The sequence below is a fragment of the Ruegeria sp. K5 genome, assembly GCF_056531805.1.
In genome coordinates, this window is sequence record NZ_JBQFML010000001.1 from 1697872 (window position 1) to 1715989 (window position 18118).

Genomic DNA, 18118 nt, shown 5'->3' on the forward strand with positions numbered 1-18118 from the left:
GTGTCGTTTCTGGGCGCTGTCCTATCGTTTTCAGGCCAAAATAGCAAAACCTCAGTATGTCGCATCAATGGACAGGGCGGCGGGGATCGTTTACGCCCAAGGTAACCCGCGACTTTGAAACGATAAAGTGAGCTGCCATGACTGATTTCGCCGCAACCAAGGCCATGTTCACGCTGCCAGATGGCATGGTGTATCTGGACGGGAACTCTTTGGGGCCTGTACCCAAAGGGGCGGCCGACCGGGTTCAGGCCATGATGTCCGACGAATGGGGCCAGATGCTGATCACGGGCTGGAACAAGGCCGGTTGGATGGGGATGCCGGTAGGTCTGGGCGACCGGATCGGGCGGCTGATCGGGGCCGAACCCGGCAGCGTTGTTGTCGGCGACACGTTATCGATCAAGGTTTATCAGGCGGTTGCCTCGGCTTTGGAACTGAACCCGGACCGCCGGGTTGTGCTGTCGGACAATGGCAACTTCCCGTCCGATCTGTATATGGCCGACGGGCTGTTGCGATCGCTCGGCGCGGACTACGAACTGCGCGTGGTTGAGCCCGAACAGGTGGCCGAAGCGATCACGGATGAGATCGCCGTTCTGATGCTGACCGAGGTCGATTACCGCACCGGGCGGATGCATGACATGAAAGCGCTGACCGACCAGGCCCATGCCAAAGGCGTGGTGACGGTTTGGGATCTGGCGCATTCGGCAGGTGCGATCCCGGTGGATCTGGCCGGGTGCAATGCCGATTTCGCCGTCGGCTGTACGTATAAATATCTCAACGGCGGACCGGGTGCTCCCGCCTTTATCTACGTCGCGCCGCGCCTTTCTGACCAGGTGCGCCCGGCCTTGTCCGGCTGGTTGGGCCACGAGGCTCCGTTTGCCTTTGATCTGGATTATCGCCCCGGCGCCGGGATCGAACGGATGCGGGTCGGGACCCCGCCGGTTATTCAGATGACCGCCCTGTCGGCAGCGATGGACATCTGGGACATGGCCGAGATGGCGGATGTTCGCACCAAGTCCATTGAACTGACCCAGCGCTTTATTACCCGCGTCGAGGCCACCTGCCCTGATCTGGAACTTGCCAGTCCCCGTGATCCGGCCCAGCGCGGCAGCCAGATCTCATTCCGGTTCTCTGACGGTTATGCCGCGATGCAGGCGCTTATTGCCCGTGGCGTGATCGGAGATTTCCGGGCCCCGGACATCATGCGCTTTGGGTTCACACCGCTTTACATCGATGAAGGGGATGTGGATTGGGCCGTCGAAATACTGGCGGATATCATGAGCAACCGGCTTTGGGACCGGCCCGAATACAAGATCCGCCAGCGGGTTACCTGACCTCCAACCCGGCCCCGATCAACGCCGCCAACTGGGCAATGCGCTGTTCAAAATCCTGAGCGCTGGATGAGGTCAGCTTGATGCCCTTCAGGCTTGCTGTAATGGTCGTGGCCGTCTCATGCGGCGCGTCGAAGATTTGCGCGCGGCCTTCGGCTTGCATCCTGGTCAGCCACGCGGCGAAAAGATCGGTCAGATCGGCCTCACCCTGTTCGACAATGTCGGTCGACATGGATTTGGTCGTATCCAGCATTTCGACCCCGTGGGGCGAGGCCAGAATAGCCGCCATACCATCCATTTGTGCCCTGACAGCTGACGCAAGAATATCCGAAACCGATCCTTCGCCCGCCAGAGCCTTGGCCACGGCGGCAATCTTCTCTGCGTAATGCAGTTGCGTCAGCTCGCGAACGATCGCCTCTTTGTTCTTGTAGTGCAGATAGACAGCAGGGCGGGACATTCCAGCGCCGCGCGCTATGTCGTCCATCGAGGTCTTGCGGAAGCCATAGCTGGAAAACGCCTGAAACGCCGAGTCCAGGATGGCCTTTTGCCGCTTGTCTTCACTTGAATCCTTCATTCCCGAAGCTCTGACAGTTTTCGTCTATTTTGTCAATTGACATACTGACACTTTTCACCAATTATGTCATAAACTGCCACAGCGAGCGAGAGGTGTGCCATGGCGACCACCCTGAAAATCAACGGAACAGCGCATCAGGTTGACCTGCCTGATGACGTCCCCCTGCTTTGGGTTTTGCGCGACGAGGTCGGATTGACCGGCACCAAATTCGGCTGCGGCGTCGCTGCCTGCGGGGCCTGCACGGTTCATATCGATGGCGAGGCTGTTCGATCCTGTCAGGTCGCCCTGTCGGATGTCTGGGGCGATGTGACCACGATCGAAGGCGTCGGCAGCCCCGCGGCGATGTCGGCGATCCAGCAGGCTTGGGTTGACCATCAGGTGGCGCAATGCGGCTACTGCCAGTCCGGGCAGATCATGCAGGCGGCGGCATTGCTGGCCGAAAACCCCTCGCCCACGGACACTGACATTGACGAGGCGATGCAGGGCAACCTGTGCCGCTGTGGCACCTACCCCCGCATCCGCGCAGCGATCCACGACGCTGCTGGCAAGTTGAAGGAGGCGTAAGTTATGGGCAAAGTTGGAAAAATCCTGCGCCGCACCTTCCTGATCGGGTCTGCCGCTATTGTTGGCGGCGTGGCCTTTGGGGCCTATTACGTCACCCGGCCCGCCGCCAACCCGCTGAAACCCGGCGACGGCGAGGCCGCGCTGAACCCGTTCATCCTGATCGACCAGAACGGCGTGACGCTGTTTGCCCCCCGCGCCGAGATGGGACAGGGCGTGCAAACCACCTGGGCCGCGTTGATTGCCGAGGAGTTGGACGTCGATCTGGACCAGATCACCGTTCTGCATGGCCCTGCAGCGGCGGCCTATTACAACTCGGCCCTGATTGGTGAAGGTCTGCCCAACAAGGGCTACGATATCTCGAATTTCCAGCACAATCTGGGCGAGGCTCTGGGCGTTCTGGGCAGAACACTCAGCCTGCAGGTCACCGGCGGTTCGACCTCGATGAAGGACGGGTTCGAACGAATGCGTCAGGCCGGGGCATCGGCGCGGGAGACGCTGAAACGGGCTGCGGCGGACCGGTTGGGCGTTGACCCCTCGCAACTGCAAACCGCCTCGGGCCATGTGATCGCCCCCAATGGCGACAAGATCGCATATACCGAGCTTGCGATGGACGCCGCCGGATTGGAGCCGGTCGAGGTGCCCCTGCGCGATCCGTCCGAATGGCGCTATCTTGGTCAGACCCAGCCGCGTCTGGATATGGTGGAAAAGGCCACCGGCACCGCTGAATTCGGCGTCGATGTGCGCCTGCCCGGCATGAAATTCGCCGCCGTTCGTATGAACCCCAAACTGGGCGGAGCGATGAACGGCTTTGATGACAGCACCGCAAAATCCATGCCCGGCGTCGAACAGATCGTCGATCTGGGCACCGGCGTTGCGGTCATTGCCAACAACACCTGGCTCGCCAATCAGGCGGTCGAGGCCATCGAGGTCGACTGGGGCGACGCGCCCTATCCGCCCGACACCGATGGTATCTTCGCCAAGATCGCCGAAGCCTTTGACGACTCGCCGAACTCGACCATGCGCGACGACGGCGATGTCAGCGTCACGCCCGAAGGCGCAACCGAGATCACGGCGGAATACCAGCTGCCCTACCTCGCCCACGCGACGATGGAGCCGATGAACGCCACTGCGCTTTACACCGGAGACGCGCTGGAGCTGTGGTGCGGCAATCAGGCCCCGACCCTGATCCAGTTCCGCGTCGCCAACACCGCCGGACTAGAGACCGAGCAGGTGCAGATTCACACCACCTATCTGGGCGGCGGATTCGGTCGGCGCGGAGAGCTGGACTTTGGCGAGATCGCCACCAAGGTTGCCATGGCCATGCCCGGAACCCCGGTGCAAACCACCTGGAGCCGCGAAGAAGACATGCGCCACGACTATTTCCGCCCCGGCGCCATCGCCCGGATGCGGGGCGCGGTTCAGGACGGCAAGGCAGTTCTGATCGACGGTCAAGTGGCGGCACAATCCTGCACGCAGCAGGCGGTCGGGCGCTACACCGGCCTTCCCGGCGCGGGTCCGGACAAGGTGCTGGTCGAAGGGTTCTTTAACCAGCCCTACGCCGTTCCGAACTATCGCATGAGCGGCCATATCGCCGATCTGAATGTCCCCGTTGGCTTCTGGCGCTCGGTCGGGAACAGCCACAACGGGTTTTTTCATGAAACCTTCATGGACGAACTGGCCCACGCCGCTGGCCGCGATCCGCTGGAATTCCGGCTGGAGTTGATGAAGGGCGAACATGCACCCTCGGCCGGTTGCCTGGAAGCAGTGAAAGAAATGTCCGGCTGGACGGGTCAAACACCCAACGGCGTCGGGCGCGGTGTGGCCTTTACGTACAGCTTCGGAACACCTGTGGCTCAGGTCATCGAAGTGGTCGACGAAGACGGCACCATCCGCATCAACAAAGCGTGGATCGCCTGCGACATGGGGCTGGCGCTGGACCCGGAAAACGTCAAGGCCCAGTTGTTTGGCGGCATGATGTATGGCCTGTCGGCGGCCTGTTACGGCGAGATCACCTTTGCCGAAGGCGAGGTCGAGCAGTACAACTTCCCCGACTACGACGCGATCCGCATGCACACAGCCCCGCAGGTCGAGGTGCGCGTGCTGGAAACCAACCGTCATATGGGCGGCGCGGGCGAGCCCGGCACGCCGCCTTCAATGCCAGCACTAGGCAACGCACTGTTCGACCTGACCGGCGAACGCGCCCGCACCCTGCCGTTGATGAAGCAGTTCAATCTGCTGATCTGAGCGAACACCCCGGTCCTGTCCGTACAGGGCCGGGGATCAATCTGCCCTCGACACAGTCAGAAATTGACCGACAGGAAGATGGATGCCTCGGTCGCATCCAAATCATCCTCGAACAGACCCAGATACCCCAGTGTCGCTTCCAGGAAAACAGCCTCGCTGGCTCTTCCCCGTACACCGATACGCGTAGCCCATGTCACATCTGACTGCGATGTTGAGCTGACCCCAATTTCGTCCCGCTCGAACCAGTAGGTTGCGCTGAGCGACGCAAACGGAGATACAACGGACCGCGACGTGACAAACGGCCTGCTCACCTCCAACTCCGGCGTTAGGGCACTGTATCTGACTTTGGCAACCTCGCCGATTATGTTGGTAGGCTGGCCCAGAACCGTGCCGGTCAGGTCGTACTCTTCGGCGCTGTAATTGTAGTAGTCAAAGGCGATAGACGGTCTGATCAGGTACCGCCCGGCCTCGTATTGGCCAATAGCTTCCAAATTGGCGCGCCAGCGCGTGCGGTCAAAGTCGCCGCTCAGCTCAAGCACACCGACATCTGTTGAAAACTCGCCGAACGTTGCCACGCCATTGAGAACCCATCGGTCTGACATGCGCCAGGCGAAATAGGGACCGGCCGCGAATCCTTGGGTGTCCTGAGTGAACTGACCCTCAAAACCTTCGACATCAATACTTTCCATCTCGACCTGAAAGCCAATCACCAGATCTTCTCGTACCAGCCGATCGATACCAGCAGCGAAATACCTGTCATTGACATCAACCTCATTGGCGCCGCGCGTATCCTCAATTTCCGTATAGGAGAAATCCGTCCAGACGTTCCATGGCGATGGCGGCGCAAGATCCCGGCCTTCCGTCAATGGCGGCCCGGCAACAATAGGAACAACTTGAGGGTCACATAGCGCGGGATCCAGCTTGCCTGTCGCCGCGTTTACACATTCCGCTCGGGCAACGCCGGTTCCACCACCAGACGAGCCGGGCTGTGTACGCGGCACAACGACCGCTGTCGACCCACCTCCGGGAAACCCGCCAGACCCGCCAGAACTCCCCGCGAAACCACCCGTTCCGCCGCTGCTGCCGGTGCCGCCGCCGCTGCTGCTGCCGGTGCCGCCGCTGCTACTGCCGCCGCCAAAGCCGCCGCTTCCGCCGCCAAAGCCGCCACCGCTGCTTCCGCCACCGAAGCCTCCACTGCCGCCACCGGTTCCACCACTGCTGCCACCGGAACCGCCGCTACCGTTCCCTCCACCGGACCCGCCGTTGCTGCCACCAGAGCTACCGCCACCACCGGGCAAGCTCCAATTTCTTTGTTGGTTTTGGGTGTCGATCAAACAATCGCGACCGTTTGGGGCTCCGCCTACCTCGAACAGCCGATGCACGCCGCCGTTTCCGTTCGACACAAAAGGTGAAAAACTCAGATGAACGCCATTGCGTGACCTGCTCCATGTATCGACCGTTGTGTTGCGCTGTGCGGCTTCAAGACGGAAATTCCCTTGCCCGGTCGCTGATAGCCAAACGGATGACGCCGAGTTCGGGGTGCGACCGATATAAAGTAACTCACCCAAAGAACCGCATTGCTGCGCCGCTACATCAGCGGCAATACCAAAAGTCGCAAAACACGCGGCCATAAAAAGACCAGAGTACCGCCGCATCCGCTTTAAAGGTCGTCGCATATCAGGCCCCAAAGTTGCGTTTCGGGCAAAAGGCCCAAGGCAAAGCACGATGGCTCAAGCCTCTCAAACGCAAACACGGCCAGACAAGCCAAATTGACTACAATAAAATCTAAATTTGAGAATGTGGCGGATGTGCAAACGCCCGATACGTATCAGGCCGATTTCTGAAAGGCACCTGTTTTGCGGCCGCAACTCCACAAATGCACAGCCGCCCCAAAGGCTTCGAACAATGGGCGGGATACCGGGTCGTTGACCGCATCCCATTCCGGATGCCACTGTACCGACAGCGTAAAGCCCGGCGCATCCTTGATATACATCGCCTCTGGCGTGCCATCCGGCGCGTGACCATCGATCACAACCCGCTGGCCGACGGTCTTGATCCCCTGCCCGTGCAACGTATTGGTCATCACCTCGGAAGCACCAAACAGGTCGTGGAAAACGCCACCTTCGGTCAGCGTCACCACATGGCGCAAGGCGAATTTCTCCTCCAGCGTACCGTCCGGCGGCATCCGGTGGTTCATCCGGCCCGGCAAGTCCCGGATCTCGGGGTACAGCGTACCGCCCATGGCCACGTTGACCTCCTGAAACCCGCGGCAAATGCCCAAGAAAGGCTGACCACGCTCCACACAGGCGCGCACCAGCGGCAAGGTGATCGCATCCCGCGCCCGGTCGAAATCGCCATGGGCATCGGTTGCAGGCTCGCCATATTCCTCGGGGTGCACATTGGGGCGACCACCGGTCAGCAGAAACCCGTCGCAGGTCTCAAGCAGCTCATCGACCGAGACAAACCGCGGATCCGCCGGGATCAGCAGTGGCAAACAGTCCGAGACATTGGCCACCGCATCCGAATTCATCGTCCCGCCCGCATGGGTCGGGTATTGATCATTCATCAGGTAAGAGTTGCCAATGATGCCTACGACGGGCCGCGCCATTCCAATGTCCTTGCTGTTGCACTGATTGGAATGGACGCTAACGGCAGACTTGGGAACGTGCAACAGAACACGCCCTGCATGACAGCGCAACGCAATGTTCAACTGCGCACAAGCGTAACTATTCGACCGGCTGGTCAGATCTCTCCGGTCAACCCGGCGGCCTCGATCCCGGCCATGCCCGCCACGGCGTCGTTGTCCGAGGTATCGCCGGTCACGCCAACCGCGCCAATCACAGCGCCCTTCTTGTCCCGCAACAGAATGCCGCCCGGCACAGGAATGACCTGACCACCATAGGCGCCGTTCACCGAGGCCATGAAATAGGCCTGCGCCTCGGCCCGTTGCATCTGCGCCGTCCCCGCCATGCCCAGCATGACAGAACCATAGGCCTTGCCCTGCGCAATCGCGAACCGACCGGGGGCCGCGCCATCCTCGCGCTCAAACGCAATGACATGACCGCCCGCGTCCAGAACCACAACGGACAGAGGCTTCAGCTCCATCTCATGCCCCTTTTCCAGAGCCTTACGAATGATGGTGCGCGCCTTGCGCAAGGAAATGCCCATACCTGATCCCTTTCATCTGGCCAAAAATATCTTCGGGGGAGTGCGAGGGGGCAGACAGCCCCCTCGTTCCCGCCATTGCCGCCTAGCCCCGGCTGGCTTTGAATTCCAACCGCCGCGCATGCAGAACCGGCTCGGTATAGCCCGAAGGCTGAATGCGGCCTTTGAAAACCAGATCGCAGGCGGCCTGGAAAGCAATACCGTCGAAGCCGGGTGCCATGGGAACATAGGCCGCATCATCCGCGTTTTGGCGATCCACCACGGCTGCCATCTTCCGCATCGCCGCCATGACCTGTTCTTCGCTTACCACGTCGTGGTGCAACCAGTTGGCCAGGGCCTGAGACGAAATCCGACAGGTCGCGCGGTCCTCCATCAGGCCGATATCGTTGATATCCGGCACTTTCGAACAGCCCACACCCTGATCGACCCAGCGTACCACATAGCCCAGAATGCCCTGCGCGTTGTTCTCGATCTCGCGGGTGATCTCATCCGCGCTCAGGTTGCGCCCACCCAGCAGCGGGATGGTCAGCAGATTCTCCAGCGTGCCACGGGGTCCACCAGCGGCCAATTCGTCCTGACGGTCCAGAACACTGACTTTATGATAATGCGTCGCGTGCAGGGTTGCGGCAGTTGGTGACGGCACCCAGGCGCAGGTGGCCCCGGATTGCGGATGTCCGATCTTGGCCTCCAGCATGTCGCCCATCCGGTCCGGCATCGCCCACATGCCCTCACCGATCTGTGCCTTGCCTTTCAGGCCGCAGGCCAGGCCGATATCGACATTGCGATCCTCATAGGACGCAATCCACGGCGTGTTCTTGATGTCGCCTTTCGGCAGCATCGGGCCGGCCTCCATCGAGGTGTGGATCTCATCCCCCGTCCGATCAAGGAACCCGGTATTGATGAAGGCCACCCGCGATTTCGCAGCCCGAATACACTCGCCAAGGTTCACCGACGTGCGGCGTTCCTCATCCATGATGCCCAGCTTCACGGTATTGCGCGGCAGGCCCAGAATGTCTTCGACCATGTCGAAAATCTCGACCGAGAAGGCCACCTCTTCCGGGCCATGCATCTTGGGTTTGACCACATAGACCGACCCGGCGACCGAGTTGCCGCCCTCGCGCTTGAGGTCATGCATCGCGATCAGAGTGGTACAAAGCGCATCCATCAGCCCTTCACCGATCTCGTTCCCTTCACCGTCCAGTACGGCGGGGTTGGTCATCAGGTGGCCCACATTGCGCACCAGCATCAGCGAGCGGCCCTTCAGCGTTGCCTGCTCTCCCCCAGCGGTGGTGTAACCCAAGTCGTCCGCCAGTTTGCGGGTAAAGGTCTTGCCGCCCTTTGTGACCTCTTCGGTCAGGTCGCCCTTCATCAGACCCAGCCAGTTGCTATAGGCCACCACCTTGTCCGCGGCATCGACACAGGCGACCGAGTCCTCGCAGTCCATGATCGTGGACAGCGCAGATTCCAGACGCATATCCGCGATCCCGGCAGGGTCCGTCGCGCCGATATTGCTTGTTGGGTCGATCATGATCTGAATGTGCAGGCCGTTGTTTTTCAGCAGCACAAATTCGGGCGCGTCCGCGGCGCCACCAAAGCCCACAAAGCCCGCCGGGTTGGCCAGAGAGGGCACCAGCGCACCGCCCGCGACGTGCAGGCCGGTAACATCTGCCCACGACCCCTCGGCCAGTGGCACGGCATCATCCAGAAACGACTTGGCCCAGGCGATCACGCGGGCGCCGCGTTCGGTATCGTACCCGCCACCTTCGGGCAGATCACCCATCGCGTCGGTGCCGTACAGCGCATCATACAGGCTGCCCCAGCGCGCATTGGCGGCGTTCAGCGCAAAGCGGGCGTTGGTGATCGGCACCACCAGCTGCGGGCCGGGGGTCAGCGCGATCTCGGGGTCGACATTGGTGGTTTCGATCTGAAACGCCGCGCCGTCTTCAACCAGATAGCCGATCTCGCGCAGGAAGGCCTGATAGGCGGCGGCGTCATGATCCTGACCGATATTCGCCAGATGCCAGCCGTCGATGCGGCCCTGAATCTCGTTGCGTTTGGCCAGCAGCGCCTTGTTCTTCGGCCCCAACTCTTCGACCATTCGGGACAGGCCGGACCAGAATGTTTCCGGCGACACACCCGTACCCGGCAGCGCCTGACCCTCGATAAAACCTGTCAACTCTGCGGAGATCTGCAGGCCGCTCCGGGTTTCTCTGCTGCTCATCTACCATTTCTCCCGCTTTTGTACGCCACTGTATGCCGTCCTCAATTAGGACGGATGTTTCCGATAGGCAACTCTTGTTGGGAAATTCATCCCCCAAACCCGCCACACACACCAGATCAAACCAAAACCCGAGGCCTGGATGGCCGACGCCACCCTGCTTGCAGCCCGGCGGCGCAGCCCCTAACGTCGCGCCAGACACGAACCGATGCGAGGCCCCCGATGCGCGACGCCGCCCCCACAATCTACCTGAAAGACTACGCGCCCTTCGGCTATCTGGTGGATAATGTGCATCTGACCTTTGATCTGGCTGATCACGCAACCCGCGTCACCTCGCGCATTGCATTCCGGCCAAACCGCGAGGCCACAGACCGCACGTTTTTCCTGCATGGCGAAGACCTGACCCTGATCCGCGCCGCCATTGACGGTGTCGATGTCACGCCCGAACTCACCGACAAGGGCCTGACCGCCGCCGCCCCGGATGCGCCGTTCATCTGGGAGGCCGAGGTCGAAATCGACCCGGGCAACAACACCGCGCTGGAAGGGCTGTATATGTCGAACGGCATGTACTGCACCCAATGTGAGGCCGAAGGGTTTCGCAAGATCACCTATTACCCCGACCGGCCCGATGTGATGTCCACATTCACTGTGCGCATCAATGGCGACCTGCCCGTACTGCTGTCCAACGGCAACCCGTCCGGCAAGGGCGAAGGTTGGGCCGAATGGACCGACCCATGGCCCAAGCCCGCATACCTGTTCGCGCTGGTCGCAGGTGACCTGATCGCGCATTCCGACCGCTTCACCACCATGTCGGGCCGCGACGTGGACCTGAACCTCTGGGTCCGCCCCGGAGACGAGGGCAAATGCGCCTTTGGCATGGAAGCCCTGAAAAAGTCGATGAAATGGGACGAAGACGTCTATGGCCGCGAATACGATCTGGATGTGTTCAACATCGTCGCCGTGGACGATTTCAACATGGGTGCGATGGAGAACAAGGGACTGAACATCTTCAACTCCTCGGCCGTTCTGGCCAGCCCGGAAACCTCGACCGATGTGAATTTCGAACGGATCGAGGCGATCATCGCGCATGAGTATTTCCACAACTGGACCGGCAACCGCATCACCTGCCGCGACTGGTTCCAGCTGTGTCTGAAAGAGGGGCTGACCGTCTTCCGCGATGCACAGTTCACGTCCGACATGCGTTCGGCCCCGGTAAAGCGCATCCATGACGCCATCGATCTGCGTGCACGGCAATTCCCCGAGGATAACGGGCCACTGTCGCATCCGGTGAGACCAGAAAGCTTTCAGGAAATCAACAACTTCTACACCGCGACCGTCTATGAAAAGGGGGCCGAGGTGATCGGCATGCTGAAACGACTTGTCGGGGATGAAGCCTACGCAAAGGCGCTGGGCCTGTATTTCGACCGCCATGACGGGCAGGCCTGCACCATCGAGGATTGGATCAAGGTGTTCGAGGACACAACAGGCCGCGATCTGACCCAATTCAAGCGCTGGTACAGCCAATCCGGAACGCCTCGGGTATCGGTTGCCGAACATTGGGAAGATGGCGCCTATACCCTGACGTTGCGCCAGCGCACCGAACCCACGCCGGGTCAGGACACCAAAGAACCGAAGGTGATCCCCGTCGCCGTGGGCCTGCTTGGCCCCAATGGCGATGAGGTCCGCGCAACCGAGGTGCTAGAACTGACCGAGGCCGAGCAGAGTTTTACCTTCACCGGTCTGGCGGCCAAACCCGTGCCCTCGATCCTGCGCGATTTCTCGGCCCCGGTGATCTTGGAACAAGATCACTCGAATGCCGAACGGGCGTTTCTGCTGGCCCATGATACCGACCCGTTCAACCGCTGGCAGGCGGGGCGCGCGCTGGCCGAGGATACGTTGCTGCGGATGATCTCGGATGAGGCGGTGCCGGATGCCGATTACCTGGATGGTTTGCTGGCGGTATTACGCGATGGCGATCTGGACCCGGCCTACCGCGCGTTGATGCTGGGCCTGCCCACGCAATCCGAACTGGCGGCGGCTTTGTATGAACGGGGCGAAACGCCCGACCCGATGGCAATCTGGACAGCGACCGAGACCCTGCGGCAGGCCACGGCACAGCATCTGCAAGACCTGCTGCCCCGCCTGCACAGCGAGGCTTTGGTGGACGCGCCCTACAAGCCGGATGCGGAACAATCCGGCAAGCGCGCGCTGGGAGGTGCGGCTTTGGCCCTAACCACGCGGTTGGACGGCGGCGCGATGGCGGCGGAGGCCTATTCCAAATCGGACAACATGACCCTGCAACTCTCGGCCCTGTCCTGCCTGTTGCGCGCCCGCAAGGGCGAGGCCGAACTGGCCGCGTTCTATGATCAGTGGCAGCATGACCGTCTGGTGATCGACAAATGGTTCGGGCTGCAGATTGCGATGGCCGCGCCCGAGGCAACGCCAAAAACCGCCCAAACGCTAACACAGCACGCTGATTTCAATTGGAAAAACCCCAACCGCTTCCGCGCTGTGATGGGCGGGCTGGCGATGAACCATGCCGGGTTTCATCAGGCCGATGGCGCAGGGTATCGCTTGCTGGCCGATTGGCTCATTCGCCTGGACCCGGTGAATCCACAGACCACCGCGCGCATGTGTTCGGCCTTCCAGACCTGGAGGCGATACGACGCAGACCGTCAGGACCTGATCCGCGCGCATCTGACCCGCATTTCCGAGACACCAGACCTGTCACGCGACACGACCGAGATGGTGTCGCGCATTCTGGGCGCATGACGACCTACACGTTCACGCGGCACAACCGGAATCCGCGCACGATTCTGATTCTGATCGGTGTCTATGCCGCATTGCTGTCGCTGATCATCCTGTTCGACGCGGTGTGGTGGATCGTCGGGTTGCTGTCCCTTGCGACCTTGCCCGCCATCTGGGACGTCGTTCAGGACAGCAGCGCCGGCGTTCAACTGGATCAGCATCGCCTGCGCTGGTTTTCAGGCAAAAGACAGGGCGAAATGGCCTTGGATGAAATCCAATACATCCGCTTTGACACGCGCTGGGATTTCTCGGTCCGCGTCTCACTGGTTCTGCACTCGGACAAAAAGGTCCGCCTGCCGGATGAGTCGATTCCACCGCATCGCGCATTCGAAACCGTGCTGGAACAGGCCGGTTTTCGCGTCAAACGCCACCATTTTACCGTTTTCTGAAACGATCCGTGCAACAATGCAAGATTGCGCAGAATTCATAAAAGGTAACGAGCATTTAACTTGAAATAGCCGCAGTTTCCGGCCAATTTTGAGTCGTACGTTACCAGTTTTTAAGTTTTCGAGTTCCACCATGTTCCGGTTTGCACGGGCGCTTTCTGCCCGATTGACAGCTTCCAAACCCCAAACCGCGTCTGATTTCAGCGCAACGTCCGCCTTGGCCGCAGCCTTGCCCGAGCAGGGTCAGCTGAATATTCCCGTGGCCAAATTGGGCCCCGAGGACATGGTCGGGCGCGAAACGATTGAGCGTGGCCGCCATCTGGCGCGTCAGGATCGCTGGGCTGAACTGTCCAAGGAAATGCGTGCCGCTGACGACGCGTGCAAGGCGGCCCCGGACGGGATGCCAATCGCCGATCTTTTGGCCTTTGGCGCGCGTTCCGATGTGGTGCTGGCGGCAGAACATGCCCTGTCCGACGGCAAACCGATTTCGGATTACGACCTTCTGGGTGGCATTTCAGATCTGGAATCCGAATTGCGCGACAATCCCGACGACCCGATGATCGCTCTGGTCGTGGCGCTGGCCCATATCGACATCGCATGGGCGTGGCGCGGAAACGCGGCGGATGCGACCCTACCGCCGCTGCATCGATCGCGCTGTGCGGCGCATTTCGACCGGGCGGCGCAAATCTTGCCGGATTGCAAAGCCGCCGCCCCCAACAGCCCGCTGATCGCGGCTGCGGCATGTGCCTTGCTGGCCGGTCAACGCAAGGCGACGGCGCGGGTTGCAGATGAATATGAACGCCTGATCACCCTGGACCCGAATAATCAGCGCCACATGCGCGCGATGGGCAGCCACCTGCTGCCCCGTTGGTTCGGAAGTTACGAGGAGCTGGAAATTCAGGCCCTGCGCAACGCTGCCCGCACCCATAAGACATGGGGCGCAGGTGGTTATACCTGGGTTCAGTTCGACGCCATCGCGCTGGATGAAGAGGCCTGCGCGCGGTTGGATGTCGAGTATTTCCTGGAAGGTCTGCGGGATATCCTGCAACGGCGACCCGATCAGCAGATGGTCAACATGCTGTCCGCCTATTGCGCGATCACGCTGCAAAACGGGCTGGGCCTGAACGAACAGGCCGATCTGGTGCGCAGCCAGATGCGCGAGGCTGCAAACTGGCTGATCCGCGATCACCTGACCGAGCTTCACCCGCTGATCTGGGCCCATGCGGCGGCCGGATTTAACAACTCGGTCCGCATCAACTCACCCGAGCGGTTCGCCGCGCGCGGACAGCGCGATGCTTTGCGAGCGATTGGCGATTTCTTCCGGGATGAGTTGGGCAGCGGCAAGGATGTGACCTTCACTCCGACCGGCCTGCAGTTTTCGCAGCACTGAATCGCGCCTTCCCTCTTGCCCCTAGCCCCTGCCGGGCCTAATACGCAGGCTTAGATTTCTGCGGATATGAGGCGCGCCATGCTCGACCTGACCTACGACATGCCCAAAGTCAAAACCATTGCCGGGGCCAAGCACGATTGGGAACTGGTGATCGGGATGGAGGTGCACGCTCAGGTCTCGTCCAATGCCAAGCTGTTTTCCGGCGCGTCAACCCAATTCGGGGCCGAGCCGAACTCGAACGTGGCCTTCGTGGACGCGGCAATGCCGGGCATGCTGCCGGTGATCAACGAGTATTGCGTTGAACAGGCTGTGCGCACCGGGCTGGGCCTGAAGGCAGATATCAACCTGAAATCTGCTTTCGACCGCAAGAACTATTTCTATCCTGACCTGCCGCAGGGCTATCAGATTTCTCAGCTGTACCACCCTATCGTGGGCGAAGGTGAAGTGCTGGTCGAGATGGGCGACGGCACCGCGCGCATGGTCCGCATCGAACGTATCCATATGGAGCAGGACGCGGGTAAATCGATCCACGACATGGACCCGCATATGTCCTTTGTCGACCTGAACCGGACCGGCGTTTGCCTGATGGAGATCGTCAGCCGCCCCGATATTCGCGGCCCCGAGGAGGCCGCCGCCTATATCGCCAAGCTGCGCCAGATCATGAGGTACCTGGGCACCTGCGACGGTAACATGCAGAACGGCAACCTGCGGGCGGACGTGAACGTCTCGATCTGCTTGCCGGGCGCGTATGAGAAATATCAGGAAACGCAGGATTTCTCGCATCTGGGCACGCGCTGCGAGATCAAGAACATGAACTCGATGCGCTTCATCCAGCAGGCGATCGAGGTCGAGGCCCGCCGCCAGATCGCCATTGTCGAAGGGGGTGGCAAGGTCGATCAGGAAACCCGCCTTTACGATCCGGACAAGGGTGAGACGCGGTCCATGCGGTCCAAGGAAGAGGCGCATGATTACCGCTATTTCCCCGATCCCGACTTGCTGCCTTTGGAAATCGAACAAGCGTGGGTCGATGACATCGCCGCCAAGCTGCCCGAACTGCCCGACCAGAAAAAGGCACGCTTCATCAGCGAATTTGGCCTGACCGACTATGACGCCTCAGTCCTGACGGCCGAGGTCGAAAGCGCCGCCTATTTCGAAGAGGTCGCACAGGGCCGCAACGGCAAGCTGGCCGCGAACTGGGTCATCAACGAGCTGTTCGGCCGATTGAAGAAAGAAGATCACGAGATCACCGACTCGCCGGTTTCGCCTGCGCAGTTGGGTGGCATCATCGACCTGATCGCCTCGGACGCCATTTCCGGCAAGATCGCCAAGGATCTGTTCGAGATCGTCTATACAGAAGGCGGCGACCCGGCGCAGATCGTCGAAGAACGCGGCATGAAACAGGTGACGGACACGGGCGCCATTGAGGCCGCCTTGGACGAGATCATCGCCGCCAACCCGGCGCAGGTCGAAAAGGCCAAGGTGAACCCGAAACTGGCGGGTTGGTTCGTCGGTCAGGTGATGAAAGCCACCGGCGGCAAGGCCAACCCCAAGGCTGTGAACGAACTGGTCAGCAAAAAGCTGGGATCGTAAGCCCCCGCTCACCCGGATTGAACGGAGTCAGGCCACCGGCTTGACTCCGTTTTCATTTGCGCCCTTTCTTCGGCAGAGATGACGGAGGGTGCCATGCAGAACAGATTTGATCAGGAACTCGAGGACCGTCTGGTCCGCTACGCGGCCATCGACAGCCAAAGCGATGAGACCTCGGCCACCACCCCCAGCACGGACATTCAGTTCGACATGCTGAACCTACTGCGTGACGAGCTAAGGGCAATCGGCGCGCAGGATGTTGAACTGACCGGCGACAAAGTTGTTGTGGCGACAATCCCCGGCACCGCGCAAGGGCCGACCATCGGCTTTCTGGCCCATGTGGACACCGCGCCCCAGTTCAACGCCACCGGCGTCAAACCGCGTGTGATCAAGGGGTACAACGGCGGCGATATCAGCTTTCCCGATGATCCTGATCTGGTGCTGTCACCTGCGGAACATCCTTATCTGGCGGACAAGATCGGTCATGACCTGATCACCGCATCCGGCACCACCTTATTGGGCGGCGACGACAAGGCGGGCGTGTCGATCCTGATGACAATGGCGCGGCATCTGATCGAAAATCCTGACATCCCGCACGGTCCGATCCGCATCGCCTTCACCCCGGACGAGGAAATCGGCCGTGGTGTGACCCCGCAACTGCCTAAAGACCTGGGGGCCGATTTCGCCTATACGCTGGACGGTCAGGAAGTGGGCGAGATCGAATACGAAAGCTTCTCGGCCGACCGCGCGGTGATCAAAATTACCGGCGTCTCGATCCATCCCGGACTGGCGAAGGACAAGATGGTTAATGCCGCCCACCTCGCCGCCAAGATCGTGCAGACCTTGCCGCAGGCGACCATGACCCCGGAAACCACTGATGGGCGTGATGGTTTCATCCATATCACCGATATGAATGGCGGCTCATCCGAGATGGAGCTCAAACTGATCCTGCGCGATTTCGAGATGGAGGGGCTTGAGGCGCAACGGCAGATCGTGCGTCAGGTCTGCGACGCCGTGCAGGCCACCGAACCGCGTGCGACCATCACCTGCGACATCAGCCATCAATACCGCAACATGCGCTATTGGCTGGAAAACGACATGACGCCCGTCGATCTGGCCCGCGAAGCCTGTCAGGAGCTTGGCATCGAACCACTGTCCGTTCCCATTCGGGGCGGCACGGATGGGTCCCGTCTAACCGAGTTCGGAACCCCCTGCCCCAACCTGTTCACCGGGATGCAATGCATTCACGGACCGCTGGAATGGATTTCGGTACAGGACATGGCACAGGCAACCGAACTGTGCCTGTCGGTTGTGGCCAAGGCGGCGCAGAAAACCGGCTGAATGACGCCATTTTTGCAACCTCCCTTTCGCCCATGGACTGGCGTGCTAAGTTGGCCGTAACAGGCATTAGGAAACAATTGATGCAGCGCTACGAATACAAGGTGATCCCCGCCCCGCAAAAAGGCACCAAGGCCAAGGGCGTCAAAACGGTCGAGGGGCGCTTTGCGGCCTCGGTCGAGCAGGTTTTGAACCAAATGGCGCAGGAGGGGTGGGAATACCAGCGGGCGGAACTGCTGCCTAGCGAGGAACGCTCGGGCCTGACCAAATCGACCACGAACTGGCGCAATGTTCTGGTGTTCCGGCGGATGATCGCGGCGGCCGTTGTGCCCACCCCGTCCCCGACCGAAACACCCGAAGGCGTGCCGCTGGCCCAACCTGTTCCGGGGCCGGAGGCCGTGCAAGCGCCCGAGCCCATCGCCGAAGAAGCAGACGAACCGCCCCTGACGCTGAAACACAGCGATGATGCGGCAAAAGAGCCGGACAAAGCCTAAACCCTGCCGACTGTACCCGACC

15 protein-coding genes are annotated in these 18118 nt (G+C 60.9%); 9 read left to right on the top strand and 6 right to left on the bottom strand.

All coding sequences use genetic code 11. The annotated features are described in order from the left end of the window. The first annotated feature begins 137 nt into the window (after positions 1-137). Positions 138-1331: a kynureninase gene (gene kynU / locus ACR0MO_RS08210; protein WP_170452011.1), complete on the top strand. Its 1194-nt coding sequence runs from the start codon at positions 138-140 to the stop codon at positions 1329-1331. Here the strand turns inward: kynU and ACR0MO_RS08215 are convergent. Beyond that, positions 1324-1902, bottom strand: a complete 579-nt coding sequence (locus ACR0MO_RS08215; RefSeq protein WP_170452013.1) for a TetR/AcrR family transcriptional regulator — start codon at positions 1900-1902, stop codon at positions 1324-1326. The two genes, kynU and ACR0MO_RS08215, sit on opposite strands and share 8 nt — an antisense overlap. A 99-nt stretch (positions 1903-2001) precedes the next feature. Here ACR0MO_RS08215 and ACR0MO_RS08220 point away from each other — a divergent pair, with 99 nt between their 5' ends. After that, the gene (locus ACR0MO_RS08220; RefSeq protein WP_170452014.1) at positions 2002-2466 is read left to right on the top strand and encodes a (2Fe-2S)-binding protein; all 465 of its coding nucleotides are present in this window, start codon (positions 2002-2004) and stop codon (positions 2464-2466) included. Positions 2467-2469: 3 nt separating this feature from the next. After that, positions 2470-4710: a xanthine dehydrogenase family protein molybdopterin-binding subunit gene (locus ACR0MO_RS08225; protein WP_480871796.1), complete on the top strand. Its 2241-nt coding sequence runs from the start codon at positions 2470-2472 to the stop codon at positions 4708-4710. A 56-nt stretch (positions 4711-4766) separates the two neighbouring features. Here the strand turns inward: ACR0MO_RS08225 and ACR0MO_RS08230 are convergent, their stop codons facing one another. The 5 genes from ACR0MO_RS08230 to ACR0MO_RS08250 form a co-directional block, all read right to left on the bottom strand. Next, on the bottom strand, positions 4767-5711 hold the full coding sequence (locus ACR0MO_RS08230; protein ID WP_170622385.1) for an autotransporter outer membrane beta-barrel domain-containing protein: 945 nt from the start codon (positions 5709-5711) through the stop codon (positions 4767-4769). Continuing rightward, positions 5648-6001 (bottom strand): hypothetical protein, encoded by a 354-nt coding sequence (locus tag ACR0MO_RS08235; protein WP_480890680.1) that lies wholly within the window; start codon positions 5999-6001, stop codon positions 5648-5650. Before ACR0MO_RS08235 ends, ACR0MO_RS08230 begins: the two co-directional genes overlap by 64 nt. Positions 6002-6538: 537 nt before the next feature. Next, complete coding sequence (locus ACR0MO_RS08240; protein WP_480625729.1) at positions 6539-7318, bottom strand: gamma-glutamyl-gamma-aminobutyrate hydrolase family protein; 780 nt, start codon at positions 7316-7318, stop codon at positions 6539-6541. A 134-nt stretch (positions 7319-7452) separates the two neighbouring features. After that, the gene (locus tag ACR0MO_RS08245; protein ID WP_170452025.1) at positions 7453-7878 is read right to left on the bottom strand and encodes a heme-binding protein; all 426 of its coding nucleotides are present in this window, start codon (positions 7876-7878) and stop codon (positions 7453-7455) included. A gap of 82 nt (positions 7879-7960) precedes the next feature. After that, positions 7961-10096: a malate synthase G gene (locus ACR0MO_RS08250; RefSeq protein WP_480890682.1), complete on the bottom strand. Its 2136-nt coding sequence runs from the start codon at positions 10094-10096 to the stop codon at positions 7961-7963. Positions 10097-10315: 219 nt separating this feature from the next. Here ACR0MO_RS08250 and pepN point away from each other — a divergent pair, with 219 nt between their 5' ends. From pepN to ACR0MO_RS08280, 6 genes are all read left to right on the top strand, one after another. Next, positions 10316-12865 carry an aminopeptidase N gene (pepN, locus tag ACR0MO_RS08255; protein ID WP_170622381.1) on the top strand — a complete coding sequence of 850 codons (2550 nt, stop codon included), beginning with the start codon at positions 10316-10318 and terminating at the stop codon, positions 12863-12865. Beyond that, entirely contained in the window at positions 12862-13290 is a 429-nt protein-coding gene (locus ACR0MO_RS08260; protein WP_170452031.1) for a hypothetical protein, read from the top strand. Before pepN ends, ACR0MO_RS08260 begins: the two co-directional genes overlap by 4 nt. A 130-nt stretch (positions 13291-13420) precedes the next feature. After that, positions 13421-14677: a hypothetical protein gene (locus ACR0MO_RS08265; protein WP_170452033.1), complete on the top strand. Its 1257-nt coding sequence runs from the start codon at positions 13421-13423 to the stop codon at positions 14675-14677. Between the two features lie 78 nt (positions 14678-14755). After that, a complete protein-coding gene (gene gatB / locus ACR0MO_RS08270) occupies positions 14756-16267 on the top strand; it encodes an Asp-tRNA(Asn)/Glu-tRNA(Gln) amidotransferase subunit GatB (protein ID WP_480890686.1) in 1512 nt (503 codons plus the stop codon). Positions 16268-16360: 93 nt separating this feature from the next. Beyond that, positions 16361-17605: a peptidase T gene (gene pepT, locus ACR0MO_RS08275; protein ID WP_480890689.1), complete on the top strand. Its 1245-nt coding sequence runs from the start codon at positions 16361-16363 to the stop codon at positions 17603-17605. 80 nt (positions 17606-17685) lie between these two features. Continuing rightward, positions 17686-18096 (top strand): MSCRAMM family adhesin, encoded by a 411-nt coding sequence (locus ACR0MO_RS08280; RefSeq protein WP_170523431.1) that lies wholly within the window; start codon positions 17686-17688, stop codon positions 18094-18096. Positions 18097-18118 lie beyond the last annotated feature (22 nt).